This window comes from Methylocystis sp. IM3 (genome assembly GCF_038070105.1).
In the GTDB taxonomy this organism is placed as follows: Bacteria; Pseudomonadota; Alphaproteobacteria; order Rhizobiales; family Beijerinckiaceae; genus Methylocystis.
In genome coordinates, this window is the sequence record NZ_JBBPBZ010000002.1 from 1,853,765 (window position 1) to 1,875,394 (window position 21,630).

Genomic DNA, 21,630 nt, shown 5'->3' on the forward strand with positions numbered 1-21,630 from the left:
GCTTCTCATTGCCAGGCTACCGCTACGGCGTCAGCAGCACCTTTCCAATGTTCTTGCGGTCCTGAAGATGATGATGCGCGAGCGGCGCCTCGTCGAAGCTGAACGTCCGGTCGATGCGCGGCTTGATCGCGCCTTTTGCCCAAAGGGCGCGCAAGTCCTCCGCCCAGAGACGCATACGATCCGTCTCGCCCCACATGCGCCCGAGATTGACGCCGAAGGCGCCCTTGTTCGCGTTGATGAGCGTCATCGGCATGAACTGGAACAGGGGTGTGCCGAAGAGAGATTTCACCACGTTGAAGAGGTCGCGCTCCTTGGCGTTTGCGAAGGAGGAGACGCCAAACATGCCAAGGCGGCCGGTGGCGGAGAGCATTCGAAAACTGCGCTTGAATGAGGAGCCTGCGATCGGATCGAGCACAAGCTCGACGCCACGTCCCCCGGTCAAGTCGCGAACACTTTCTTCGAGATCGCCTTGCACATCGAGAAGGTGATCGGCGCCTAGCTTCTCGAGTTCGGCGTGTTTCCACGCGGAGGCGACGCCGATCACGCGCGCGCCGATATGTTTCGCGATCTGAGTCGCCGCGATGCCGACGCCGCCGCCCGCCGAATGCACCAGCATCGTCTCGCCCGCCTTCAGCCCGCCCATGACGACGACCAATTGCCACGCGGTGAGATAATTCACGGGCAGCGCGGCGCCCTGCTGCGCCGACATGCCGGCCGGGCGCAGGAAGACCTGACTTTCCGGCGCGCAGACGAGGTCCGAATATCCGCCAAAGCGCGTGGCCGCGAAGACATCGCGTCCAAGCCAATGCGGATCGGCGCCGGGGCCGACGGCGTCGACCGACCCGGCCACTTCATAGCCCACGACGGCCGGAAGGCCGGGCAGATCCGGATAGATGCCGAGTCGCGCAAGAATATCGGCGAAATTGACGCCGCTCGCCTCGACGCGGATGCGCAGCTCGCCCGCTTGCGTCGCGGGATCGGGTGCTTCCTTCACCTGGAGGACTTCGGGCCGCCCCGCCTTCGTGATCCAGATTTGTCGCATCTTGCGCCTCCTGATGGACGTTACTGCGCTGCGGCGAGCTTGCCGGCGAAATAGGCGAGCGTTCTGGCGTAGACCCGCGCCTGGTTCCATTCCAGAAAGACGGGATAATTGGGTTCGCCTTCTGCAAAGCCAGCGCCCGCTTGCCAACCCTTGCTCTTGAGAAAGTTCGCCGTGGACGCCAATGCGTCGCTGGTCGAATGAACGAGATCGCGGCGGCCGTCGCCGTCGAAGTCAACGGCGTAGTTGAGATAGGACGAGGGCATGAATTGCGTCTGGCCGATTTCACCAGCCCAGTCGCCGCGCATTTGCGTCGCAGTCATGTCTCCGCGTTCGACAATTCGCAGCGCGTCCGTCAGCTCTTGCGTGAAATGCGCGCCGCGCCGGCAGTCGTAGGCGAGCGTCGCAAGGGCCTGCATCGTCTTGAAACGGCCGTTGTCGGCGCCAAAGCCAGTCTCGAGGCCCCAGATGGAAACGAGCACGGGCGGCGGGACGCCGTAACGGGCCTCGATCTGGCGCAACAGGGCGGCGTGACGGCGCATGAGTTCGCGCCCCTGACCGAGGCGCCTCGGCGTGATCAGCCGGGCTGCGAAAGCCTCGAAGCTCAAGCGAAAGACCTTCTGGCTCCGGTCGCGGGAGATAACGACGCGGTCGTAGACGACATCGCCGAGCGACGCATCTATCGTTCCTTCAGAAAGCCCTGCGACCGCCGCGGCGCGCCTGAACTCCTGCACCCACGCAGGAAATCCTTCCGCTGTACGCCCACAGCCCGCAGCGCACGCCGGCGCGGACCATGCCAACAGCGCCAGCGCCACAAGGCGAATGATCGAATGATTTGTTATCATCGTCTCTCCCAGCGAGCCGAACGAAGAGCGCGCGCCCTTGAAGCGGCATGTGCTCAAGGGTCAGCTTTGTATCCGAAAGTACAACTAGGCGCGACCGCCAAAACATGTTTCGCTGAACTCTCATGCCAAGAGGGAGAGGCATCATGAACAGACGTGTAACTTTATCTGTCGTGACGCTCGCGGCGAGCGCCATGGCGCATCCGGTAAGCGCAGCGCCACCGGCGTTTCTCGGGCCACCAGTCCTTGCGCCGCCCGGAGTCGGATTCCACGGCGTGGCCGTTCAGCCTGGCCCGCCGACTGGAGACCCTGGCGTGCATGGGTTTCACGGCGTATCCGTTCTGCCGGGGCCGGCCAAGGGCGATCCGGGATTGAAGGGATTCCACGGCGTCGCCGTTATACCCGGGCCGCAAAATCCGATTTCTTCGGCGCCGTGGTGGGTTTTCTAGTAAAGAGGGCTCGCGGGCTTAGCCGAGCGAGCCCGCCTTTTTTTCGCACTCGAGCGGATTGATCGATGCCGGATTTCGGTCTCGAAGAATTGCTGCGCCCGGTCGGCGCGCGCGCATTTGCGCTGGAGCATTTCGAAAAGAAACCGCTTTTTCTGCAGAGGTCATCCGCCAGTTATCACGCGTCGCTCTTTCGTCTGGAGGACATGGACAGGCTCCATCTCCTGTCGCGTCCACAGTACACGCAAGTTTTTGCCATCGACAGCCGAAGGAAGATCGCGACCGACGAATATGCAGACGCGCGCGGCGAGGTCGATGCGTTGCGTCTGTTCGAGCTTTTTGAAGAGGGCGCAACGATCGTTCACAGAAACGTCGACGCCTATTGCGCCTCCGTTGCGACGCTCTGCCGTTCAATGGAGAAATATTTCAACTCGCCGTTTTCCGCCAATGCGTACTGGGCTCCGGCGGGGGGGCGGGCTTTTCCTGTTCACTACGACGCCAATAATGTCTTCGCGCTGCAAATCTCCGGCTCGAAGCAATGGCGCGTCTATCCTTCGCAGACGTTGCCGCTGCGAGATGAGCATTGCTATGATGCTTTAGCCGACGAAAATCCGCTGGCGCAATATGCGCTCAACGCCGGCGACATGCTTTACGTTCCCCGAGGCTTCCCGCACCTTGTCTGCGCGGCGGATCAGCCCTCCTTACATATCTCCCTTTACAGTTTCCCCTACACTTGGGTCGATGTTCTCCAACGCTCGGTAGCGGATGCCCTGAGAAAGGATGCAGCTTTCCGTGCGAGTCTCCCCATGGGTTTTCTCGGCGCCGATCGTGCGGACCTGGAAGAAGCGTTCTCGCGTCTGATCAACAGGCTTGCGGAAACGGCGCGCCTCGAGCTCGGCCTGCGCTCGATCTGGAATGAGCTGCTCTCGAGCCGATCTCCGTGGATCGAAAATCCGAGAGAAAGCGTCGGACAGGCTCATGCGCTTTCCCAAAACAGCTGGATCGAGGTCCGAAAGGACCTGCTCTATTCGATCGAGACGGGCCCGGACGCTATAAGGCTGATGGGGCAGGGCGTTGCGGTCTCCTTCGATCCTTCCGTTCTTTCCGGCCTGATTTTTGCGCTGCAAACCGCAAGGTTTCAGATTCAGGAATTGCCCGGCCCCCCGGAGGCGGCGGGTAAACTGGATCTCGTCAGGACGCTCGTCCTCAATGGTTTTTGCGCCGTCTCGCGACAAGACGGCGGCCCGGCGTAAAAGTTCCTTCAATGGAAGCGTCGTCCCTCGGGGCGGGGTCGCTGGCCCCATCGAGGCGGGATGGTGTGGCGCTTGAACGAAGCCAATCCAGGCTTTCAGGTTTCCTGGGGTCTTCTTCTGCCGCTCTCCGGAAAACGCAAAAGACCATCACATCGAGGAGCTTCGAGCTATGAATAGCAAAAAATTGAGTGGCCTCGGCTTCCTTGCCGGGCTTTTCTCGTGCCTTGCTGGCGGCGCCTGGGGCAATGAGATCAAGGCCCCGAGCGACGCCAAGGTCCTCGCGCCATTCGACATTGTCGAAACGAAAGTCTCGACAAAGAATGGCTATGCTGTCTTCGAGACGAGGGTGCGCGGCGACGCCGGCAAGGCGCGACCCGACGCGACGGGCAAATTCCAGGGCTCGGGCGTTTACGCCTATGTCTGGCCGACGTCGCTCAATAGCGCCGACGTGGGTTTCGACAAGGACCAGGGCATTGTCGCGCTTGCCGTCACCTTCCATCCGGATTTCGACGACGCGGCCAAGGGCGGCAAAAATCGCGATCATTGGCATCCGCACTGGGTCGTGCTGGCCGACGATAAATCTTGCGGCGGCGGACTGAAAGTGCGCGATATTCCAAAAGACGCGCATCCGAAGACGCCGGAGGGCTGGCCCGGCGCGCCGATCCTGATCGACAGCCCGGATTATCAGACAGAGGTATCCGGCGACACGGTCGAGGTGAAAGTCCCGCTGGACAAGATCGGGGCGCTGCCGTCCGCATCCTTCGACGGCGTCACCGCCGGCCTGCGGGTCAACGCCGATCTCGCATCGCCGCTGCTCTGCGTCGCGAATGTGTTCAAGGTGACCTCGGGTAATTTGAGCCTGCCGGGCAAGGTCGGGCCGGCGAAATAAGGGAAGGGCCGGGGGCGGGAGGGGCGGCCTGTCCCTCCTCGCGCCAGGTCCGCGGTCCTCAACCCTTCCTTAACTCTGAGGGGATTAACCATGTAATCGATCCCCTGAACGCGCAGCGCGGCTCGCAAAGCCAATCCTGCAAAGAGGGGCGGGCATTTAGCTGAAGTTGACCGACATGCCGGGCCTGCGCAATCTGAACGCCGCTTACGACATGGCCATGCGCCTTGGGCGCGGGACCGCTCGAGATTATGTCGAAAGGCGCCGCGAGGTCGCGCCCGAACGTCAGGAAGAGTTTCTCGGCTGTTTCATCGTCGCCCTGGAGGACACGCTCGCCGGCATGATCGCGTCCGAGCACGGCGCCTTCCCGGATATCCTCGAGGCCGCCATAGAGGCGTTCGTCGCGGAAGCAGACCGGTTGCCCGCGCCCGCCGCCGACCCGGAGCGGCTTTTCGACTATGAGAATCTCGTCGCCTGAGTAAAAAGCGGCGGGCGCAGAATCCATTCAGTCGCGCCACAGCCCGGCAACAATCCCGACACACGCGCGCCAAAGCCAACGCCTAATTTCGAGAGGGAGGGGCGTCTTTCGAAAAGGAGCGCGTTGAAATGCGTCACAAGATCGCTCTGTTAGGCGCTTTGGCAATCGCCACGGTCCTTCCATCGGAAACCCTTGCCTGGGGGCGCGGTGGTTGGGGCGGAGGCTTTGGCCATGGCGGCGGTTTTGCCGGTCACGGCGGGTGGGGCGGCGGTTTCGGTCACGGCGGCGGCTGGGGCGGTCGCGGCGGCTGGGGCGGCGGCTTCGCGGGATGGCGAGGCCACGGCTGGGGCGGCGGCTTCGGACGCCCGCGCTACTGGGGCGGCCCTCGTTACGTCGGCTACGGCTGGGGTTACCGGCGCAACTTTTACAGACCTGTCGGCTACTACTGGGGAGGCTACAATGGCTGCTACCGCCTGCGCCCTGTCTGGACAGGCTGGGGCTGGGCGCAAAGATGGGTAAACGTCTGCGCCTACCCTGGCTGGGGCTACGGCTACGGCTGGTAATCGCCTGAAGATGAAGCGTCTCGCGCGAGCGAGCCCTTGGCGGCAAGGATCCTTTTGCCGCCAAGATGCTCGCCCATCTTTTGGACGAAGCTTGCGTTCTCAAGGAAAGCGGGAGAAATTGCGTGGGCTGTCCACTTCGCCAATCAGCAGCGGCGTGAGCACGTCCTTCGCAAAATGCGTGGAGGCTATCGGCGTTAAACTGGCCGTAATCCCAGCTTGTGATACCTGATTTTTTATCTCCGTTAAAATACACCCTGCAACCACTTATTGTGCAGAAGTAATCCATTACGCTTATTGCAGAGAGGTCCATAGCCCGAGCGGGCGCAGTTTGGCGAGTAGTTCTCGCGAGCCCGCGCACCAGTCTTGCATAGCCTCGCGGCGTTCCGGATCGAGGCGGATCGCGTTCGCGAAAGGCAGGCGGGGAAATTCTACAGACGTGAGTCGCTGCGCAGGATCACAAGGCGAGTGGTAGTGATCACCGCCGGCTTCGGCGTAAAAAAGGCGCTGCCGGCGCTGTGCAGGAACCGTCTGGAGTCATCACGATGTCTGCTTGCGGAGCATACTGGTTCATTGCGCCAGTGGCGGCGTCCACCCCGAGTCCAATGACTCCGCCGACGACCACATTTCCCGCCGTCATCCCGTCCATGTTCGATGCAAGGACGCCGGTTCCATCGCTGTAGCATTCCTTGCTGCATCGGATGGAGACAGCGCTTGAGCCCTTGGCGAGGGTGACGACGCCGGGCGTCGTCACCGTCTGCGTGCCGATGGATGGGGAAATAAGCGTGCATACGGCGCCGGGTGCGCCGGGTGTGTTGATGGCCACTGTTTGAGTTGTTCCGCGCGTCATGGTCGCGCAGCCCGCCATTGCCGTTGAAGTGACGAGGCCAAAGCAGAGCGCAAGCTTATTCATGTCTAATTCCTTTTTACGTAAGTCAATTTGACTCGACAAATCCACCGAAACGAGCTGCTCGCACGAACGCGCTGGGCCGCTGGGAAAGGTCAAATTGCCGACTGGTCGACGAGCGTCGCGCGGCGGCCAATAGCGGCGTCCAACGTCGCATAAATGGGTTCGGCCGTGAGTAAGTCAGTCTGCATCCGGAGACTCCGTTTTGGTTGTGAATGATTGCAAAAAGGCGAAGCCCTCCGCGTTGAGACCGTGCGGAAATCGCGTCGTCATCAGATAGGCGGCGCGGACGCGCGCTTGCTCTATTGTTTCGGGCGGAAATGAGAGAAGCGCCATCATGGCGAGGCGCTCGGCCTCGAAAGCGTCGTACTCTTTTGTCGTGCCGGGATTCTCCTTACATGCGTAGCGGAAGGCCCGAACCGCGAGCATGTGATCCGCGATAGCCTCAATAAGTGTGTTGCTCATGTGGCAGTTTTCGCTTTTGAAAATCCTGCGCGACTCCCGGAAAATGCAGTTCGATCGGACCCCTCGCCGAGATCATGATCGGCCCTTCCCCAATGGGTCGCCCGTGTAGCAGGACGATCCCGACGCGGTCGGAGACAACCATCATGGCTGTCGGCGCGGCGCTCGCCTCGGAGATCGTTTCGCCAGCCGACGGATCGAGAACGTGTGATATTTTCGTCGGCAATTTCAGACGCGGCTCTGCGCCGGAAATCGACAGAGGCACAGCCAGTTCGGCTGTAATTTGGGCTTCCTCCTGTGCGGGGAAGGCAGGGAATGTGATGACATGAAGCCCTTGACGTGGTTTCGCGAGGCTCGCATGCGCGTTGTCCTGGCCGGGCGCTGGCGCGCAATCCAGGATGCATTTTCCCACCCGGACAGTGAGGCGCCGGATAATTGCGTTGGGAGGCGACAGAATTGGAACCGCGGCCTTGATGGGCATAGGTTCGACGCTGCGGAAAAAACGCGTAACAGTCACCGTTACAGCGGCTTGATGCGTCGAACACAGTTCGATGCACGTGGCTGTCGCCAGATCCACAACGGACCCATCCGGGCACAGTCCGATGGCTCCATCGCGCAGTTCGCGGAGCGGATATTCGAATGGTCTCATCGTCGTTCTCGGGTTGCTTGGAATAAAAAGGGGATGTGAGTGACCCGCCTGGGGTCGCATAAGCGCGGAGGCGGAGATGCGCCGCGTAGATTGCTGCGCCGCCTGGCGAAGCTGGCTGGCTGTTCCGGCCTTTACAGGCGCCGTCGGCCGAAGCAGACGGCAATCGCTTTATGGGAGGGTTTCCGCTGAGGTCGTCGCGTTCTCATGCCACGCGTGGCGCAATGATGATGCCGGGCCGCCATCGGCGGACCCGCTCGGTGGCTAATTGCATGCAAATATATGAATCAAAATCTAAAAATGCCTTCAGCGCCGCAAGCCGCGCCGTGACGAGGGCGCTCAAAAACACGAGATATCTTGTGCTAACATAAACAATCTTATACGCATTCGAGATGCGTATCCTGGTCTCATGGCTCGGCGCCGCCGATCTGAAGTCGCCCGAGGCCGAGGACAAGACCGACATTGGTCCGGTCGCCTCGACGCTTGCGGCGCGCGAATTCGACCGTGTGCTGCTGATCGCCGATCAGGACCAAAAGCGCGTCCGGAAATATGAGGGCTGGCTGCGGGCGCGGCTCGGCGCCAAGAAGCGCGTTGACCTCTCGATCGCGCGCGTCGAGCTCTCAAGCCCGACGAATTTCGAAGAGATCTACTCGGCGGTCACGCACAACGTCGATCAAGAGCTGCGGGCTCTCCCGGAGCGGCCGCAGCTTTGCTTCAATCTGAGCTCCGGCACGCCGGCCATGGCGGCGACGTGGGTCATTCTCGGCAAAACCAAGTATCGAGCCGAGCTATTGCAGGCCTCGCGTCAGAAGGGCGTCGAGACGGCCTCGGTTCCGTTCGATATTTCGCTCTCTCCCGAATTTGTGACGGACGCGCTGCGTCTTCCGGATCGCCGGCTTGAACAGGCGAGCGCGGGCGCCGTGGAGGCGGGGGTCAGATTCGGCGACATCATCTACCGCGGGCTGGCGATGCAGCGGCTGATCGCGCGGGCGATGAAGGCCGCGCCGCGCTCTGTGCCGATCCTCATCGAGGGCGAGTCGGGCACGGGCAAGGAGCTGCTCGCCCGCGCCATTCATCGAGCGAGCGCGCGGCGGCGCAAGGCGTTTCAGGTGGTGAACTGCGGCGCCATTCCGGGCGAGCTCCTGGAGTCGGAGCTCTTCGGCCATGTGAAGGGCGCCTTCACGGGCGCGATCCGGGATCGCGTCGGCCATTTCGAATCGGCGCATGGCGGCACGCTGTTTCTGGACGAGATCGGCGAGTTGCCGCTCTCCGCGCAAGTGAAGCTGCTGCGCGCGATACAGGAGGGCGAAATCCGCCGCGTGGGCGACGACAGGACGCTCCAGGTCGATGTGCGCATCATCGCCGCCACCAATCGCGAGCTTGCGGCCGAGGTCGCTGGCGGGCGATTTCGCGAAGATTTGTTCTACCGGCTCGCCGTCCTTGTCCTGCGCATGCCGCCGCTGCGGGAGAGGGAAGGGGACCTCGAGCCCCTTATCGACGGCCTGCTCGCGCGGATTAACCAGCAGAGCGCGCAGGAGCCCGGTTTCACGCCGAGAAGCATCTCGGCGGAGGCGAAGAAACAGCTGATGCGCCAGACCTGGCCCGGTAACGTCCGCGAGCTGGAGAACACGCTACGCCGCGCGGTCGTGTGGTGCGACGGTGAGACCATCGACGCCGCCGATGTCGCCGATGCGCTGCTCCCGCGCGCGACGCCCCGCGGCGACGCCGTGCTGAACCGCGCGCTGGAGCCCGGCGTCGATCTGCCGGAGCTGCTGGCCGATGTCGCGCGGCACTATCTCACCCGCGCCATGGCGGCCGCGCAGGGCAACAAGACCCGCGCCGCAGCCATGCTCAGCCTGCCGAGTTATCAGACCCTCGCGAATTGGCTGGAGAAGTATGGCGTCGGCGGCATGGGCGCGGGTCCGGATGCGCGGCCGTGAACCCGCTTGCCGGTCGTCAGCGATGGCTTTACCCATAGTGCGCCGAAGCCCCCGGGCTTCGATTTGGCTTCTTTGATCAGGGAATTGCGCCAACCCCATGCTCACCGGCGAAATCCGCAATCAGGTCGACAAGATATGGGACGCCTTCTGGTCCGGCGGCGTCTCCAATCCGCTCTCTGTCATCGAGCAGATCACCTACCTCCTGTTCATCCAGCAGCTGGAAGAAATACGGCTTGTGGTAGAAACCTCGACCATCCATGTCTGGAGCCCGCACTTCGCGGCGAGTTCACCCAGTAGGTTGCCAAGGCATGGATATGGGACGCGCCAGTGAGCGCTATTCGGACGGTCGTATTCATTCTTGCGTGAGCGGGATAAGGGATTCCCAAAAGATTTACGGGCTAAGCGCGCCGCCAGCAGCTCGGTGTTTGAGCGCTCCGCGGCCCGAACGGTTGCGGCACCGAAGCCGCCTTGCGCCTTCCACACGTCAAATCGGAACTAGGGGCTAATGGCGGCGCTTCCGGAGCTCAGAAGGACAATTGTTCGGCGGGCAAAAGCCGGGATTGCACAGGCCTTGGCTCTCCCACGCCGCTCCATTACACCAATATTTTGTGCAAGTTCCCCAATGGTTACATTCGGTTTTGCAAGTTGCTCCTCGCGGGCTACAGGCAAGCGCTTCTCCTCCCAGCAACATCAAACTATAGCCAATTAATGCGACCAAGGCTGAATGCCGAGCGAACGCTGTCAAGCGTAGGTTTCGCATCACCAATTCCCCTCATGTATCCGGCAAGCACGATAATTTCGCTTTGAAGCGCCGCATACGGGCGTAATGCGGTGCCTAGCAAAATTCGCAAAACCCACTAACGGTTCCGCCTGTTATCCGTGTGCGTTTCTTGAAATGGTCGGTGTGCAAAACTTTAGAGTTTTGCAAGCACACGTCGAGCCCTTGAAAATCAGGGTCTTGGCGTATGCAAAAGTTTATTGCGAAAGTTTCGGCTTTCCGGCACGCTGCCAGCGTGATTTTCGGCTACGCCCGCGTTTCGACCGACGGCCAGAGCGTTGGCGCTCAGATTGCGGCTTTGTCTCACGCCGCATCAGCGCGGTGAGGCCTTGCGTGACTTTGCCAAGGGCAAGGCGACGCAGGCCGCCCTTGCGCGGCGGCGCGGAGCATGTTTCGAGGCTCGTGCCATGAGCAATACAGCGAAGATGTGGGGCGACCATGTCAACTGAAATGGGAGAATATCTCGTCGGAGCTTACTTAAAACTGGTGCTAAAATGCAGCGTCGTTGATTACAACGCGCGCCCACCGGGTGGCGGCCTTCAAGGTCTGGGGGAGCTCGATGTCATCGGGTTCGATCTCCTTAACCGGAACGCATACCTCTGCGAGGTGACGACTCACTTGGATGGGTTGCTCATAGGCAAAGGCACCGACGCCACCATAAAGAAACTTTCGGATAAGCATCGTCGTCAGCAAGAGTATGCCGCGAGGTTTTTGAATGGTTTCACACCGCGCTTTATGTTCTGGTCTCCGATTGTGAGAACTGGTCTTGTGGAGCAGCTCAAAACTCTCACTGGCTTCGAACTCTTCATCAACCATGGCTATAGCAACGCGATCAAGCAGTTACGCGAATTGGCGAGAACCTCCACAGCAGACGCTAACAATCCAGCATTTCGGGTTCTGCAAATTCTGGAGCACACGCGGCGCTGATGCTCAGACGCTAGCCCGGCCGGAGGGGGCGACGCTTTGGGCGTCATAACGAACTCGGGGGCGTTCAAGGTGCGTAAGGCGTTTGAGAGCGGTGCCCCCCTGGCCGGAGTCGCCACCTGTTGATTTTGCTTTCGTTTCTGGTGCGCCTACATAAAAATTACAAATTTCGGTATGGCGAGCATTCGTCCGATATCGCCAGCACGGTTGTGCCTCCGCTTGTGGCAGGCGCCGATTGAATCGAGTGAGACTAATCCACCTCAGCCTCTATCCTTTGAGTCTTTCGCGTGGGCTCGGGACGCTGGAGATCGAAATTGTCCTGGCTCAGCTCTCGGCTTGGAATTTTTTTTTCTGCAATAAGAGCCGCGAATGTTTGATGAACTTCCGCTACTTCCTTTTGGCTGAGCACACGAACAGCCGGTTTTTCATACGGAGATTTGAATTTTTGCATTCTAAAATCCTCACTCGCTACTTCCCGCCGGCTGATAAAACAATGTTTAATATCCATTGTTTAGCTAGCTGTGGAAACTACGTAACCGCTGAAGAGTCTGCAGTGTGGCGAATGGCTGGCTTTAACTGAGGCGCAGCGCGCGGCACCTCGCTAGTTTCCGATCAAGCCAAACAGCATTGCGGAAATCAACCTCAGCTCGTTGTAAGTGCTGTTCGCAGATGCAATGAGCAGGCCCAAGATCAGTGCGACCATGGTGCCAATCAGCCCGTTTACAAGCTTAATAACGTCCCGGCCGCAGCGGCCTGGGTGACCAGAAGTTGGATTTACACCGGCCCACTATTGTGAGGTTTTAGGGCACTTTCTGCGTCCCGTATGTAAATTGCAATTCGATCTCGTTCGCCTTCTGAATCATGGATGATCTGTGCCGCGATAATCGCCTTATCCGACGATGGATCACGCGCACGCCAACGATTCACAATTCTCATTGAGAGTATCCTTAAGTCATGAACCGCGCGCACATGGACATTTCTAAGCAGTCCTCTTGGATTAATACTATCAACAGAGACGCAGCCACTTGCGATTGCGCTTAATACCATTGTTGGTATTTCTTGGTGAAAATAAGCCAATAACGCAGCAAGCGCGGACGAAATTATTGCTGGTATTTTTAGAAACCAAAACGCTAAAGCATCTCTTTTAGCATCTTTTTCGTTTCCTGCAGCCCACTCCTCAAGTTCACTAAGGAGGTCTGCTAGATTATCTGGCATGTCACTCGGTCGGGCTTGCGGTTGCTTTCCGAACGGCCACCACCAATGTGGACCTGCCTGACGTGGAGGTGGAGCTGCACGTGGAGGTGGGGCTGCGACAATGCTCATCCATGCGACTCCAGATGGTGCTAATATACTCACCATTATCCACGATTTTTGCACCCGGCAAGGCGGATTGCTTGTGCACAAGTCAAAGCTTTTGAGACGGGCGCAAGGAGAAAGGGCCGCCCAGAGCGGTCTCTGTGTTTTAGAGAATTGAGCGTTATGGGATTGGCACGTGTGAATCATTGGGTGCCGGATTCGCGCAGCTCGTGCGCGAAAAAAGCGTTGTGAGCGAGCGCCGCGCTCGCTCGCAGCAAGGAGGCGAGGGCGCGTGAGCACTGTTCAGAAAAATCAGCATTATGTCTGGCGCTACCACCTTGAGGCGTGGGCTACAGGGGGGAAGCTCTTTTGCTATCGCTGCCGGGCTAAGAATTTGTTTGAAACGATAGCAAAATCAGTTGCGAGCGAAAAATATTTCTATGAAACGTTTGAGTTGTCCCCGGTAGATGTTGATTATCTCAAAGGGCTGATTGGCAAAGCTTCTCATAAGGGACTTCAGGATATCAACCGGCGCTTTGTGCAGCTATTTCAGTTAAGTTTCCTTATGCGTGAACGTATCAAAAATTCAGCCATCTCCGAGCAAGAGAACGAAAAACTATGTGAGCAGCTCAGAGTTATCGAGAAGACCGTAGGGGAATCATATCACGCAAATATCGAAAGGAATGCTCAGCATATACTAGATTCGCTTAGGAGAGGCGACGACAGCTTTTACTCAGATTCTTCTCAATGCTCAGTTTTTATGTATTTTTTGACAAACCAATATTTCCGCACGCCTAGAATGCGCGCCCTGTTCGAGAGCATTCCGAACCCACTTCCTGGCCTCGATTTGGTCAGGACGGGTGTCGTCGAGTGCCACATTTATGCGGCAAATGTCGGAGCAGGTCTTTTCCTAGAAAGGAATAATTATGGAATCATCTTTTTGGTGAATAACGGGCGCGTCCCATTCATAACGGGGGATCAGCCTGTGATCAATATGAAAACTCACAAGGATACGGATGTTGAGTTATTTTATCCTTTGTCTCCGAAGCGAGCAATGTTGTTGACGAAGGATGCAAGCAAGTTGTCACCTAAAGAACGTAATGTCAGTGTTCTTGAGGTTGAAAACTACAATTACGCCATCTATTCCGCGTGTTATGATCAGGTATATTCGAATGATCGCTCCTACTTGGGAGAAATCACCTCGCTAAAAAAGGGCATATTCACGGCGTGATGCGGCTGTTGCGCTATGATTACCATGTTCGCTCTCTCAGCGAGCCGATCGCGTGGGGCCGTGGTGCATAAATCAACATTTCCGCAACGCGGGTTGCTCGAAAAATCGCACCCGTTTGAGAAATGCGCGAGGAGCATTGAGCAGCATGAACAGCATGAACAGCATGGACGAACAAAGACCTGAAAGCCTACCACGCCGGCAAACGGACCCCGCTTGGCTGCAAGACCATTTTCTGGAGACAGGGCACGACGAAACTACAAGAAGCGCAACCTTTACCTTTATCAAACGACGCAACAGGCATTATGCCGTCACCTGCCGACATGTAATGGAAGCGATTTCAGACCCAAAGATGGTGCCGGGGGCAAGGTTCCCAACCATCGCCATTCACATAGATAGGGCTGTGCTGAACTTGTCCTATTTTACTGCGAAGGGACTGTCGCTGGGCGTGGGTGCGCCACACGCAGAGACCAAGCGCGAAGAAATTGACGTTGCTATAGCGCCGATAGACGGCAGTTATTGGGGGCTGCTGACCAGCAAGAAAAACAAGATGGCGATCGACCTCGATAACTGGCGTGAACCGAAGTGGGATGCCGTCAAATATTGCCTCGCTGCGGGGTACCCTGACGAGAAAAAAACAAAGGTAACCACTGGCGGAGCAGAAAAGGTCAGTAGCCAACTCTTTGTCGTTGTCGCCGAGGTAAGCTCACGGCTTGCACGGTCGGAGCGGCAAATTACGCTGTCGAGCCTTCTCGACAAGGCGCACGGCTATTATTTCAGCGGAATGAGCGGCGGCCCCGTATATGCTGTGGAGGGACATGCAGAGCGCCAAGTTGAAGATGAAGAACTCTTTCCTGTGGGAATTATTTTCGAAGGTCATCCTAGCAGCGGGAGGGCAGACATGGAGGGCAGCAAAGACGGTGCTAGCGTATTCCTGACCGAGCGAGACCTGTTCTTTCGGGCGCTTACGTTGACGCCAGAGTTGTTCGACGAGTGGCTGCAAAAGGCAGGAGTCCCTGCATAGTGACAGCTCGCTTTGCTCGAAAAATCGCAACCTTCGCCGAGTTCGAGCGCGAGCTAATGCGCGCCGGCATTGGCGAGGGGCGCAGCCGCGCCAAGGCGCGGGGCGTTCACATGGGGCGACCTCCTGCCCTCACCCGCCACCAGCGCGAGGAGGCGTTTGCGGCGCTCGCCGAAGGCAGCGCGACGCAAGCCGACCTCGCGCGGCGGTTTAATGTCAGCAGGAGCACGATTTCGAGGTTTCCTTGAACCGCGCCGAGGTCGCCGAGCGCCGCGCCCTCGCTGCCGAGCGCCTCGCGGCGGAAGCGGCCGGCGACGACGCCTTCGCCGAGGAATTGATCCGGACTAATTTGGCGGTGTCCAAACAGCTCGACGCACTGCGCGCCGAGCTCGCGGCGATGAAAGGGAGGTAAGCCGATGGCTGGCAGTCACCATGCGCGAATTACTTGACGACGCGCAGGCCCTTCGGATGGTTCGGTTTTGTCCCTGGCAAGTCAGCTATGTCGTATAGGTCAAGGAGCTCGGCCTCAGTGATGGTCAATATCTTGGCCAGATCGGCGATTGTGTAGCCAAGGCTCTCAACATGGATGCGGAGAAGACTCGCCACGATGGCCGGCTGCTCGGCAAGAAAGTCTAACTCCGGCGGTTCGGAAATGCGGATGCCAGCCATCGAAAATTGCTGCCAAAGATAATTCTTCTGCGACGTCGTCAGCTTGCCCGCTCGGTCGGCGGCAAACACCAGGCTCGCCATTGAAACCTTCCAAATGCGTTTCAGCGCGGCAAGCTTCGGCAGGTCCACGCGACCGGGCCCGAAATGCGGTGCAACGTCCTTGGTTGGCACCAAAAAGCAACTTGCGAACTCATTCGCCTCCTGCTCCATCGCCGGCGTCGGGAACTGGTGCATGACGATATGCGCCAATTCGTGGCTCAAGGTGAAGCGCATCCGATCAGCCGGTTGGTCGTTGTTGAGCACGATCAGCGGCGGCAGGCCAGGAACGCGGAAAGTTACTCCTGAGATCGACGACCCCCCCATGCGCGAATGCACAATGACGACGCCAGCCTCCTCCAGAATCTGGGTCAGATTTTGAATGGGCCCGGCCGGCAGCATCCAGTGGGCACGCAACAGCGCGGCGATCTTGGCCGGGCTGCCGTACTGCTCGATGTCAAGCTTAGGGATTGTGCGGATCGGATTTAGGTCGGTTGAGTGCAGCAAGCGGCGAAGGTGCATGACGCGTACGTTTAGCTCCGCGATCACAGCATCCATCTCGCCAGCGGTCACATCGGCCTTCTTGCGCCACATAGGGTGAACGGAAACCGGTGCGCCGTAGATACGATCGGTCAATGCGAAGAATTCGACGGGCACCGCGAATTCGCTGGCGGCCTTCGCGAGAAGGTCAGCCGGCGGCTCCTTGGCGTCGTTCTCAATGCGGGACAGATCAGTGGGGGAGACGCCTAGCTTCTTGGCCGCCTCGTTCTGGCGAACACCTCTTCTCTGCCTCGCGAGTCGCAGCATCGCTCCAGTGAATGACATTTACTACTCTTCGCCCTCGTTCTCTGCGGTCTTCGGCTTTGGCTTGATCGTGATTAGCCCCTGCGCTGGAGCGGCCGGGCCGATCGGCAGGTCGAGCGGCAGCGCTGCGATGTCGGGTTCGTTGCCAATCGTATAGGCCCATAGGCGGCGCTTTCCGTCACGGGCACTCACTTCGACGCGATCCAATTTGGTCTGGAATCGGTTCGGGTACCAAAGTAACTCGACTTTCCAGATCGGCGAAACGCCGAGCAGGTTGACCTCAGCGTCGATGAAGTCATGGTTGGCTTGGGTGTCGATGTTGCTACCGAGCCCTTTTCTTGTGCCGCGCTTAAAGCGGAAAAGCAGCTTGTCCTCGACCAGATAGCGGACGCTCTTGTCGTGGGGGATGCGGCGTATGCCCGGGAGCTCGTCGAGAACTATGCCAGCCTCCTGCACGATGAAGTCGTGCATCATACTGGACGCGGTGCGCTGGAAGGTCAGCGTCGGCCAAGCGGTGTTTGATACCAACCGATCCCACGCCTTCAAGTGCGCGGACATTAACGGCTGCTCATAGCGTTCGAGAAGATGGTACACGTCGTCGGCGGTGGGGTAAGTCAAGATGGCGACTCGCGCTGATTTCGATAATCAGGCCATACACCTTTCTGTTTCGTAAATCGAGCGAAAAAATTTCATAATCGTTGCGATGCCCTGAGTTCCCAGCCTTTTCAGTATTGTGCCGCCCCGGGGGATCGCTTGCGCGTCGGATGATCGAGGCCGAGGCCGACAACTTAACCCGCTTAGGCCGCAATCATTGCCCCGATCTCGCGCCCCCACCAATCCATGAGCCGGCGTCGCTCGTCGAAATAATCCGCCCGATGATAGGCACGGCGCACGTCGGACGCGTCGACATGGGCGAGCTGGCGCTCGATCGCGTCATAGGCCCAGAGCCCCGATTGATTGGCGAGCGTCGAAAACGACGAGCGAAAGCCATGGGCGCTCATTTCGTCCTTGCCGAAGCCCATGGCGCGCAGCGCGGCGTTAAAGGCGTTTTCAGAGAGCGCCCGGCCGGCGCGCGGGCCGGGGAGGATAAAGGGAGAGGCCGGCCGCACAGTCCCGTTTTCTTGGGCCAATCTGTGCAAAATTTGCACAGAAGCCGCCGACAGCGGCGCGCGATGCGGCTGGCGCATTTTCATGCGGCCGGGCGGAAGCGTCCATTCAGCGCGGTCGAGATCGAATTCCTCCCATTCGGCGAGGCGCAGCTCGCCCGGCCGGGCGGCGGTTAAGGCCAGCAACATGAGCCCGTCGCGCAGGATCGAGGGCTTGTCGCCGCCATAGCCGGCAATGGCCCGCATCAGCCGTGCGAAGCTGTCGCGCTCGACGAGGGCGGCGCGGCCTTTGGGCTTGGGCGCGATCAGGGCGCCCTTTAGAAGCGCCGTCGGATCATGCTCGACAAGGCCATGCGCCGCCGCGTAGCGGAAGATGCGCGAAATGGTCGATTTGAGCCGAGCCGCCGTCTCGTGCTTGCCATAGGCCTCCCACGGCTTGAGCAAAGCGAGAATGGTCGGGGCCTTGATCTCGGCGAGGGGAAGCGGATCGAGCGCGGCCATATTGGAGCAGAGCCATTGCGCCTTTTCTTTTGTCGAGGCCGAGGCGTGCGAGCGCTCGACTTGATCGAGCCAGCGCGCCTTCACCTCGCCGAAGGTCTCAGCCGGCGTGGGCGCTGTCGCCTCGGCCTCGACGGCTTGAAGGATGTTGAGCCGGACGCGATCGGCGGCGATCCGAGCGTCGCGCAAGCTTAATTTTGGATAATGGCCGAGCGTCTTGCCGATCTCGCGGCCTTTGGCCGAGACATAGAGCCGCCAGGTTTTGAGGCCCTTGGGAGACACCCACAACTGCAGGCCGCGGCCGTCTAAGAGCTTGATCGGGCGAGCGGGATCGGGCTTGGCGTTTTTGATCTCCGGATCGGTCAAAGCCATTTCTGTAATTTCCTGTAAAGCGCGCGCGTTACAGACGACTTTACAGGAAATCCGCGTGGTTAGCCACGGGGAGCGGCGGGGCGCGGCGGGTCTGAGGGGGGCGGAAAACCGGCGAAATGCCTAGAGAAAACGAGGATTTAGCGGGGAGCTACGGGGAGCGGCGGGGAGGGGCGGGAAGGAGAACAAAAGGGGAATTGGTGCCCCTGGCCGGAGTCGAACCAGCACTCCTTGCGGAACTCGATTTTGAGTCGAGCGCGTCTACCAATTCCGCCACAGGGGCCCGAGCGTCGGCTTCATCGAAACCGTCCGTCAGCGGGGCGGATATTAGCGAGGCGGCAGGGCGCGTCAAGCCGCGTGGCCGCCTTCTTTAGGTTAAACTTTTCGTGCTATGGCCTGCCATCCCGCCAGACGGCCTCGACGAGGGAAGATGAAAAAGCTTTACGACTGGACCATGTCGCTTGCGGCCAGCAAGCACGCGCCCTTCGCGCTCGGGGCCATCGCTTTCGCGGAAAGCTCGTTCTTCCCCGTGCCGCCGGACGTGATCCTGGTGCCGATGACCCTCGCCGAGCCCAGGAAGGCCTGGTATTACGCGGCGCTGTGCACCATCGCGTCCGTCGCGGGCGGGGCGCTTGGCTATGCCTTTGGGTCGCTCTTCTACGATACGATCGGGCAGTGGCTGATCAATTTCTACGGCTATGGCTCGAAGATGGAGGCGCTGCGCGCCTTCTATGCCCAATGGGGCGCGATCTTCATTTTGGTGAAGGGCTTCACGCCGATCCCCTACAAGCTCGTGACCATCGTGTCCGGCCTGCTGGGCTATAATTTCCCGCTGTTCATCGCGCTCTCCTTCATCACGCGGGGCGCGCGCTTCTTCGTGCTGGCGGCCGCGATCAACCGCTTCGGCGAGCCGATCCGCGACAAGCTCGAAAGCCATTTCGGCCTCTTCGTAGGGTCTCTGGCCGTGGTCGTGGTCGCGGGCTTCGCCCTTGCGGCCAAGATGTTCTGATCGTGAAGGCTCTCCTTGCGGACATGAGCCCGCGCCTTATCGCGACGTTCATCTTCGCCCTGTCCGCCGCGACGATCGGCGGCGCCTGGGCCTATGAGGCGCTCGGCTATCTGCCCTGCGAGCTCTGCTACAAGGAGCGCATTCCCTATTACGTCGCCTTCGCGCTGGCGCCGCTCGCCGCCTTCGCCGCGCAGACGGGCAGGGCGGGCCTCGCCCGCGGGGCATTTCTGCTGATGGCGGCGCTATTTGTCGCGGACGCCGGCCTCTCGATCTATCATTCGGGCGTCGAATGGAAGATCTTTGCCGGTCCTTCGGATTGCTCCGGCGCGCTGAGCGCGGCCGGCTCGATGGACGACTTCATGAAGCAGCTCAAGACCGTGAAGGTCGTGCGTTGCGACGAACCCACGCTTTTCGTGCTGGGCCTCACGCTTGCGAACTGGAACGTGCTGATCACGGGGGCGCTCGGGGCGCTCGCCGCCATGGGCGCCCGATCCCGCTAGCCGATGATCCGCGCGCTGCGCTCCCAACCGCCATCGCCCGTGGCCGCACGGATGATGGCCTTTGCGATCTTCTCGCCCCCGGCCGACGAGGGCTCGATAGGATTGGCGTAATCTGCGGGCGCGTTCACGACAAGGCGCAGATCGATGATGGTGAGGCCATGCTCGACGCCGATTCGGATAATGGCGTCGTTGAAAGGCGCGAGCGCCGTTCTGGCGATATTCTGGAATATCTGGTCAGGGAAATTCCCCCAATAGATCGTGCAGATTGCCGAGTGCCTGTCGATGTGCAGACAGCCCTCGAGCATGGCGCGATAGGCCGCCTCGAACGCGCGCGCGGCGTCGCCGATCATCGCGACGGCCTGCGCACTCTTGGTCACCGGCGCGTCGAGCAGCGGAGCAAGCTCGAGCACGTCATTGCCGCCCACGCTGACGACAAGCTTGTCCACATCGGCCGGGAGTTTCGCGAGTTGCGGGGCGACCTCGTCGATCCGGGCGCCATCGACAGCCCCGAGCGTGGCCCGCCAGCCAATCGGAATATGCTTCCTCACCTGCTTGATGACAGCCGGTCCGCCTACCGTATAGGCCGCGTTGTCGAAGATGGAGTCGCCGACGAGCGCGAGATGCGCCATTGAGGTGCCACCCTGCGTCCCTGTTGTCCTGCGAGGAATATAGGGCGCGGGCCGAAGCCGCCGCAAAGACCCCATGCGCAAGGCGGTCCGCACGCCCTGCGCCGAGCCGTAGGCGTTACGCGCTTTCCGCGGCGAGGCGCGCCCGAGCCCGCAGTTTCTCCGTCTCGCTTTTCAGCTGGCCGCAGGCGGCGAGAATGTCGCGGCCGCGCGGCGTGCGCACGGGGCTCGCGTAGCCCGCGTTGAAGACGATATCGGAGAAGCGTTCGATCGTCTCCCAGTCCGAGCACTCGTAAGGCGCGCCGGGCCAAGGGTTGAAGGGAATGAGATTGATCTTCGCCGGCACGCCCTTGAGCAGCCGCACCAGTTCGCGCGCCTCGGCCGGGCTGTCGTTGACGCCCTTGAGCATCACATATTCGAAGGTGATGCGGCGGGCGTTGCTTGCGCCGGGATAGTCGCGGCAGGCCTGCAACAGTTCCTTGATTGGATATTTCTTGTTCAACGGCACGAGCACGTCGCGCAGATCGTCGCGCACGGCGTGGAGCGAGATGGCCAGCGCCGGCCCGCAATCCGCGCCGAGCCGCTCGATCTGCGGCACGACGCCCGATGTCGAGACCGTGATGCGCCGCTTGGAGAGGGAGAGCCCGTCGCCATCGGCCATGATATCGACGGCCGCCATGACGTTCTCGATATTGTAGAGCGGTTCGCCCATGCCCATGAAGACGATGTTGGAGACGGCGCGCACGCCTTCCCCCGAGGGGACGAGGCCGTCGGTGGGGCGCTCCCGGTCGGGAAAGTCGCCGAGCCGCTGCCGCGCCACGAGAAGCTGGCCGACGATTTCCGCCGTCGTCAGATTGCGCACGAGCTTCTGCGTCCCGGTGTGGCAGAAGCTGCAGTTGAGCGTGCAGCCGACCTGTGAGGAGACGCAGAGCGTGCCGCGGTCGCTTTCGGGAATGTAGACGCACTCGACTTCCGCGCCCTTGTCGAGGGCGTCGACGGGGGCGAGGCGCAAGAGCCATTTGCGGGTGCCGTCGACGGAAATCTGCTCCTCGACGATCTCCGGCAGGCGAAGTTCGAAGGCGTCGTCGAGCGTCGCGCGCAACGCCTTGGAAATATTGAGCATTTCCTCGAATCCGCGCGCACCGCGGAAATAGACCCAGTGCCAAAGCTGCGCCACGCGCATTCGGATCTCGCGTTCCGGTAGGCCGAGCGCGCGCAAGGAGTCCGCCATGCCGGAGCGCGTCATGCCGGCGAGCGATGGTTTGTCGGCGGCGGCGGTGTGTGACAAAGTCATATTCGATCCCTGG

At 60.2% G+C, this 21,630-nt stretch carries 26 protein-coding genes and 1 tRNA gene; 14 read left to right on the forward strand and 13 right to left on the reverse strand.

What is annotated here, in order from left to right:
• Positions 1–22: 22 nt before the first annotated feature.
• Together WOC76_RS10885 and WOC76_RS10890 are read right to left on the reverse strand one after the other, a co-directional pair.
• Positions 23–1,042 carry a zinc-binding dehydrogenase gene (locus WOC76_RS10885; RefSeq protein ID WP_341106914.1) on the reverse strand — a complete coding sequence of 340 codons (1,020 nt, stop codon included), beginning with the start codon at positions 1,040–1,042 and terminating at the stop codon, positions 23–25.
• A gap of 20 nt (positions 1,043–1,062) precedes the next feature.
• Positions 1,063–1,884, reverse strand: coding sequence for a lytic murein transglycosylase (locus tag WOC76_RS10890; protein WP_341388350.1), 822 nt, complete (start codon positions 1,882–1,884; stop codon positions 1,063–1,065).
• A 143-nt stretch (positions 1,885–2,027) separates the two neighbouring features.
• Here WOC76_RS10890 and WOC76_RS10895 point away from each other — a divergent pair, with 143 nt between their 5' ends.
• The 5 genes from WOC76_RS10895 to WOC76_RS10915 all read left to right on the forward strand — a co-directional run bounded on the left by WOC76_RS10895 (position 2,028) and on the right by WOC76_RS10915 (position 5,507).
• The gene (locus WOC76_RS10895) at positions 2,028–2,330 is read left to right on the forward strand and encodes a hypothetical protein (RefSeq protein ID WP_341106912.1); all 303 of its coding nucleotides are present in this window, start codon (positions 2,028–2,030) and stop codon (positions 2,328–2,330) included.
• Between the two features lie 65 nt (positions 2,331–2,395).
• Positions 2,396–3,580, forward strand: coding sequence for a JmjC domain-containing protein (locus tag WOC76_RS10900; RefSeq protein WP_341431413.1), 1,185 nt, complete (start codon positions 2,396–2,398; stop codon positions 3,578–3,580).
• A 169-nt stretch (positions 3,581–3,749) separates the two neighbouring features.
• Positions 3,750–4,469, forward strand: coding sequence for a hypothetical protein (locus WOC76_RS10905; RefSeq protein ID WP_341106907.1), 720 nt, complete (start codon positions 3,750–3,752; stop codon positions 4,467–4,469).
• 166 nt (positions 4,470–4,635) lie between these two features.
• On the forward strand, positions 4,636–4,944 hold the full coding sequence (locus WOC76_RS10910; protein WP_341106906.1) for a hypothetical protein: 309 nt from the start codon (positions 4,636–4,638) through the stop codon (positions 4,942–4,944).
• A gap of 128 nt (positions 4,945–5,072) precedes the next feature.
• On the forward strand, positions 5,073–5,507 hold the full coding sequence (locus tag WOC76_RS10915; RefSeq protein ID WP_341106904.1) for a hypothetical protein: 435 nt from the start codon (positions 5,073–5,075) through the stop codon (positions 5,505–5,507).
• Positions 5,508–5,982: 475 nt separating this feature from the next.
• On the opposite strand, the gene WOC76_RS10920 is transcribed toward WOC76_RS10915, so the two are convergent.
• From WOC76_RS10920 to WOC76_RS10930, 3 genes are all read right to left on the reverse strand, one after another.
• Positions 5,983–6,417, reverse strand: coding sequence for a hypothetical protein (locus tag WOC76_RS10920; RefSeq protein ID WP_341106903.1), 435 nt, complete (start codon positions 6,415–6,417; stop codon positions 5,983–5,985).
• 174 nt (positions 6,418–6,591) lie between these two features.
• Positions 6,592–6,876: a hypothetical protein gene (locus WOC76_RS10925; RefSeq protein WP_341388356.1), complete on the reverse strand. Its 285-nt coding sequence runs from the start codon at positions 6,874–6,876 to the stop codon at positions 6,592–6,594.
• Positions 6,857–7,354, reverse strand: a complete 498-nt coding sequence (locus WOC76_RS10930) for a hypothetical protein (protein WP_341106901.1) — start codon at positions 7,352–7,354, stop codon at positions 6,857–6,859. The genes WOC76_RS10925 and WOC76_RS10930 overlap by 20 nt, the downstream gene beginning before the upstream one ends.
• A gap of 557 nt (positions 7,355–7,911) precedes the next feature.
• Here WOC76_RS10930 and WOC76_RS10935 point away from each other — a divergent pair.
• The 3 genes from WOC76_RS10935 to WOC76_RS10945 all read left to right on the forward strand — a co-directional run bounded on the left by WOC76_RS10935 (position 7,912) and on the right by WOC76_RS10945 (position 11,164).
• Positions 7,912–9,459: a sigma-54 interaction domain-containing protein gene (locus tag WOC76_RS10935; protein ID WP_341106899.1), complete on the forward strand. Its 1,548-nt coding sequence runs from the start codon at positions 7,912–7,914 to the stop codon at positions 9,457–9,459.
• Between the two features lie 97 nt (positions 9,460–9,556).
• A complete protein-coding gene (locus tag WOC76_RS10940) occupies positions 9,557–9,790 on the forward strand; it encodes a type I restriction-modification system subunit M N-terminal domain-containing protein (RefSeq protein ID WP_341106898.1) in 234 nt (77 codons plus the stop codon).
• Positions 9,791–10,675: 885 nt separating this feature from the next.
• The gene (locus WOC76_RS10945; RefSeq protein WP_341106896.1) at positions 10,676–11,164 is read left to right on the forward strand and encodes a hypothetical protein; all 489 of its coding nucleotides are present in this window, start codon (positions 10,676–10,678) and stop codon (positions 11,162–11,164) included.
• A 247-nt stretch (positions 11,165–11,411) separates the two neighbouring features.
• Here WOC76_RS10945 and WOC76_RS10950 read toward each other — a convergent pair whose 3' ends face one another.
• Together WOC76_RS10950 and WOC76_RS10955 are read right to left on the reverse strand one after the other, a co-directional pair.
• Positions 11,412–11,612, reverse strand: coding sequence for a hypothetical protein (locus WOC76_RS10950; RefSeq protein ID WP_341431414.1), 201 nt, complete (start codon positions 11,610–11,612; stop codon positions 11,412–11,414).
• Between the two features lie 323 nt (positions 11,613–11,935).
• The gene (locus WOC76_RS10955; RefSeq protein ID WP_341106893.1) at positions 11,936–12,484 is read right to left on the reverse strand and encodes a hypothetical protein; all 549 of its coding nucleotides are present in this window, start codon (positions 12,482–12,484) and stop codon (positions 11,936–11,938) included.
• A 265-nt stretch (positions 12,485–12,749) separates the two neighbouring features.
• On the opposite strand from WOC76_RS10955, the gene WOC76_RS10960 reads away from it, so the two are divergent.
• The 4 genes from WOC76_RS10960 (at position 12,750) to WOC76_RS10975 (ending at position 15,118) form a co-directional block, all read left to right on the forward strand.
• Positions 12,750–13,688: a DUF4238 domain-containing protein gene (locus WOC76_RS10960; protein WP_341431415.1), complete on the forward strand. Its 939-nt coding sequence runs from the start codon at positions 12,750–12,752 to the stop codon at positions 13,686–13,688.
• Positions 13,689–13,833: 145 nt separating this feature from the next.
• On the forward strand, positions 13,834–14,709 hold the full coding sequence (locus WOC76_RS10965; RefSeq protein WP_341431416.1) for a hypothetical protein: 876 nt from the start codon (positions 13,834–13,836) through the stop codon (positions 14,707–14,709).
• Positions 14,709–14,954: a recombinase family protein gene (locus WOC76_RS10970; protein ID WP_341106889.1), complete on the forward strand. Its 246-nt coding sequence runs from the start codon at positions 14,709–14,711 to the stop codon at positions 14,952–14,954. Before WOC76_RS10965 ends, WOC76_RS10970 begins: the two co-directional genes overlap by 1 nt.
• Entirely contained in the window at positions 14,951–15,118 is a 168-nt protein-coding gene (locus WOC76_RS10975; protein WP_341106888.1) for a hypothetical protein, read from the forward strand. The genes WOC76_RS10970 and WOC76_RS10975 overlap by 4 nt, the downstream gene beginning before the upstream one ends.
• A 29-nt stretch (positions 15,119–15,147) precedes the next feature.
• On the opposite strand, the gene WOC76_RS10980 is transcribed toward WOC76_RS10975, so the two are convergent.
• From WOC76_RS10980 to WOC76_RS10995, 4 genes are all read right to left on the reverse strand, one after another.
• Positions 15,148–16,236, reverse strand: coding sequence for a helix-turn-helix domain-containing protein (locus WOC76_RS10980; protein WP_341106887.1), 1,089 nt, complete (start codon positions 16,234–16,236; stop codon positions 15,148–15,150).
• Between the two features lie 3 nt (positions 16,237–16,239).
• Positions 16,240–16,833 (reverse strand): hypothetical protein, encoded by a 594-nt coding sequence (locus WOC76_RS10985; RefSeq protein WP_341388366.1) that lies wholly within the window; start codon positions 16,831–16,833, stop codon positions 16,240–16,242.
• 179 nt (positions 16,834–17,012) lie between these two features.
• Positions 17,013–18,191, reverse strand: coding sequence for a tyrosine-type recombinase/integrase (locus WOC76_RS10990; RefSeq protein ID WP_341106883.1), 1,179 nt, complete (start codon positions 18,189–18,191; stop codon positions 17,013–17,015).
• A gap of 195 nt (positions 18,192–18,386) precedes the next feature.
• A tRNA-Leu gene (locus WOC76_RS10995) sits at positions 18,387–18,471 on the reverse strand.
• A gap of 147 nt (positions 18,472–18,618) precedes the next feature.
• Here WOC76_RS10995 and WOC76_RS11000 point away from each other — a divergent pair.
• Both WOC76_RS11000 and WOC76_RS11005 read left to right on the forward strand, forming a co-directional pair.
• Positions 18,619–19,197, forward strand: a complete 579-nt coding sequence (locus tag WOC76_RS11000; RefSeq protein ID WP_341106881.1) for a YqaA family protein — start codon at positions 18,619–18,621, stop codon at positions 19,195–19,197.
• 2 nt (positions 19,198–19,199) lie between these two features.
• Positions 19,200–19,697, forward strand: a complete 498-nt coding sequence (locus tag WOC76_RS11005) for a disulfide bond formation protein B (protein WP_445928465.1) — start codon at positions 19,200–19,202, stop codon at positions 19,695–19,697.
• On the opposite strand, the gene WOC76_RS11010 is transcribed toward WOC76_RS11005, so the two are convergent.
• Both WOC76_RS11010 and rlmN read right to left on the reverse strand, forming a co-directional pair.
• Entirely contained in the window at positions 19,694–20,326 is a 633-nt protein-coding gene (locus WOC76_RS11010) for an SGNH/GDSL hydrolase family protein (protein ID WP_341106879.1), read from the reverse strand. The two genes, WOC76_RS11005 and WOC76_RS11010, sit on opposite strands and share 4 nt — an antisense overlap.
• Before the next feature lie 115 nt (positions 20,327–20,441).
• Positions 20,442–21,617: a 23S rRNA (adenine(2503)-C(2))-methyltransferase RlmN gene (gene rlmN / locus WOC76_RS11015; RefSeq protein WP_341106877.1), complete on the reverse strand. Its 1,176-nt coding sequence runs from the start codon at positions 21,615–21,617 to the stop codon at positions 20,442–20,444.
• Positions 21,618–21,630: the final 13 nt, after the last annotated feature.

Coding starts and splice junctions, on each gene's coding strand:
- WOC76_RS10885 (WP_341106914.1), bottom strand. CDS start 1,042: ATGCGACAAATCTGGATCACGAAGGCGGGGCGGCCCGAAGTCCTCCAG.
- WOC76_RS10890 (WP_341388350.1), bottom strand. CDS start 1,884: ATGATAACAAATCATTCGATCATTCGCCTTGTGGCGCTGGCGCTGTTG.
- WOC76_RS10895 (WP_341106912.1), top strand. CDS start 2,028: ATGAACAGACGTGTAACTTTATCTGTCGTGACGCTCGCGGCGAGCGCC.
- WOC76_RS10900 (WP_341431413.1), top strand. CDS start 2,396: ATGCCGGATTTCGGTCTCGAAGAATTGCTGCGCCCGGTCGGCGCGCGC.
- WOC76_RS10905 (WP_341106907.1), top strand. CDS start 3,750: ATGAATAGCAAAAAATTGAGTGGCCTCGGCTTCCTTGCCGGGCTTTTC.
- WOC76_RS10915 (WP_341106904.1), top strand. CDS start 5,073: ATGCGTCACAAGATCGCTCTGTTAGGCGCTTTGGCAATCGCCACGGTC.
- WOC76_RS10920 (WP_341106903.1), bottom strand. CDS start 6,417: ATGAATAAGCTTGCGCTCTGCTTTGGCCTCGTCACTTCAACGGCAATG.
- WOC76_RS10925 (WP_341388356.1), bottom strand. CDS start 6,876: ATGAGCAACACACTTATTGAGGCTATCGCGGATCACATGCTCGCGGTT.
- WOC76_RS10930 (WP_341106901.1), bottom strand. CDS start 7,354: ATGCCCATCAAGGCCGCGGTTCCAATTCTGTCGCCTCCCAACGCAATT.
- WOC76_RS10935 (WP_341106899.1), top strand. CDS start 7,912: ATGCGTATCCTGGTCTCATGGCTCGGCGCCGCCGATCTGAAGTCGCCC.
- WOC76_RS10940 (WP_341106898.1), top strand. CDS start 9,557: ATGCTCACCGGCGAAATCCGCAATCAGGTCGACAAGATATGGGACGCC.
- WOC76_RS10945 (WP_341106896.1), top strand. CDS start 10,676: ATGTCAACTGAAATGGGAGAATATCTCGTCGGAGCTTACTTAAAACTG.
- WOC76_RS10950 (WP_341431414.1), bottom strand. CDS start 11,612: ATGCAAAAATTCAAATCTCCGTATGAAAAACCGGCTGTTCGTGTGCTC.
- WOC76_RS10955 (WP_341106893.1), bottom strand. CDS start 12,484: ATGAGCATTGTCGCAGCCCCACCTCCACGTGCAGCTCCACCTCCACGT.
- WOC76_RS10965 (WP_341431416.1), top strand. CDS start 13,834: ATGAACAGCATGAACAGCATGGACGAACAAAGACCTGAAAGCCTACCA.
- WOC76_RS10980 (WP_341106887.1), bottom strand. CDS start 16,236: ATGTCATTCACTGGAGCGATGCTGCGACTCGCGAGGCAGAGAAGAGGT.
- WOC76_RS10990 (WP_341106883.1), bottom strand. CDS start 18,191: ATGGCTTTGACCGATCCGGAGATCAAAAACGCCAAGCCCGATCCCGCT.
- WOC76_RS11000 (WP_341106881.1), top strand. CDS start 18,619: ATGAAAAAGCTTTACGACTGGACCATGTCGCTTGCGGCCAGCAAGCAC.
- WOC76_RS11010 (WP_341106879.1), bottom strand. CDS start 20,326: ATGGCGCATCTCGCGCTCGTCGGCGACTCCATCTTCGACAACGCGGCC.
- rlmN (WP_341106877.1), bottom strand. CDS start 21,617: ATGACTTTGTCACACACCGCCGCCGCCGACAAACCATCGCTCGCCGGC.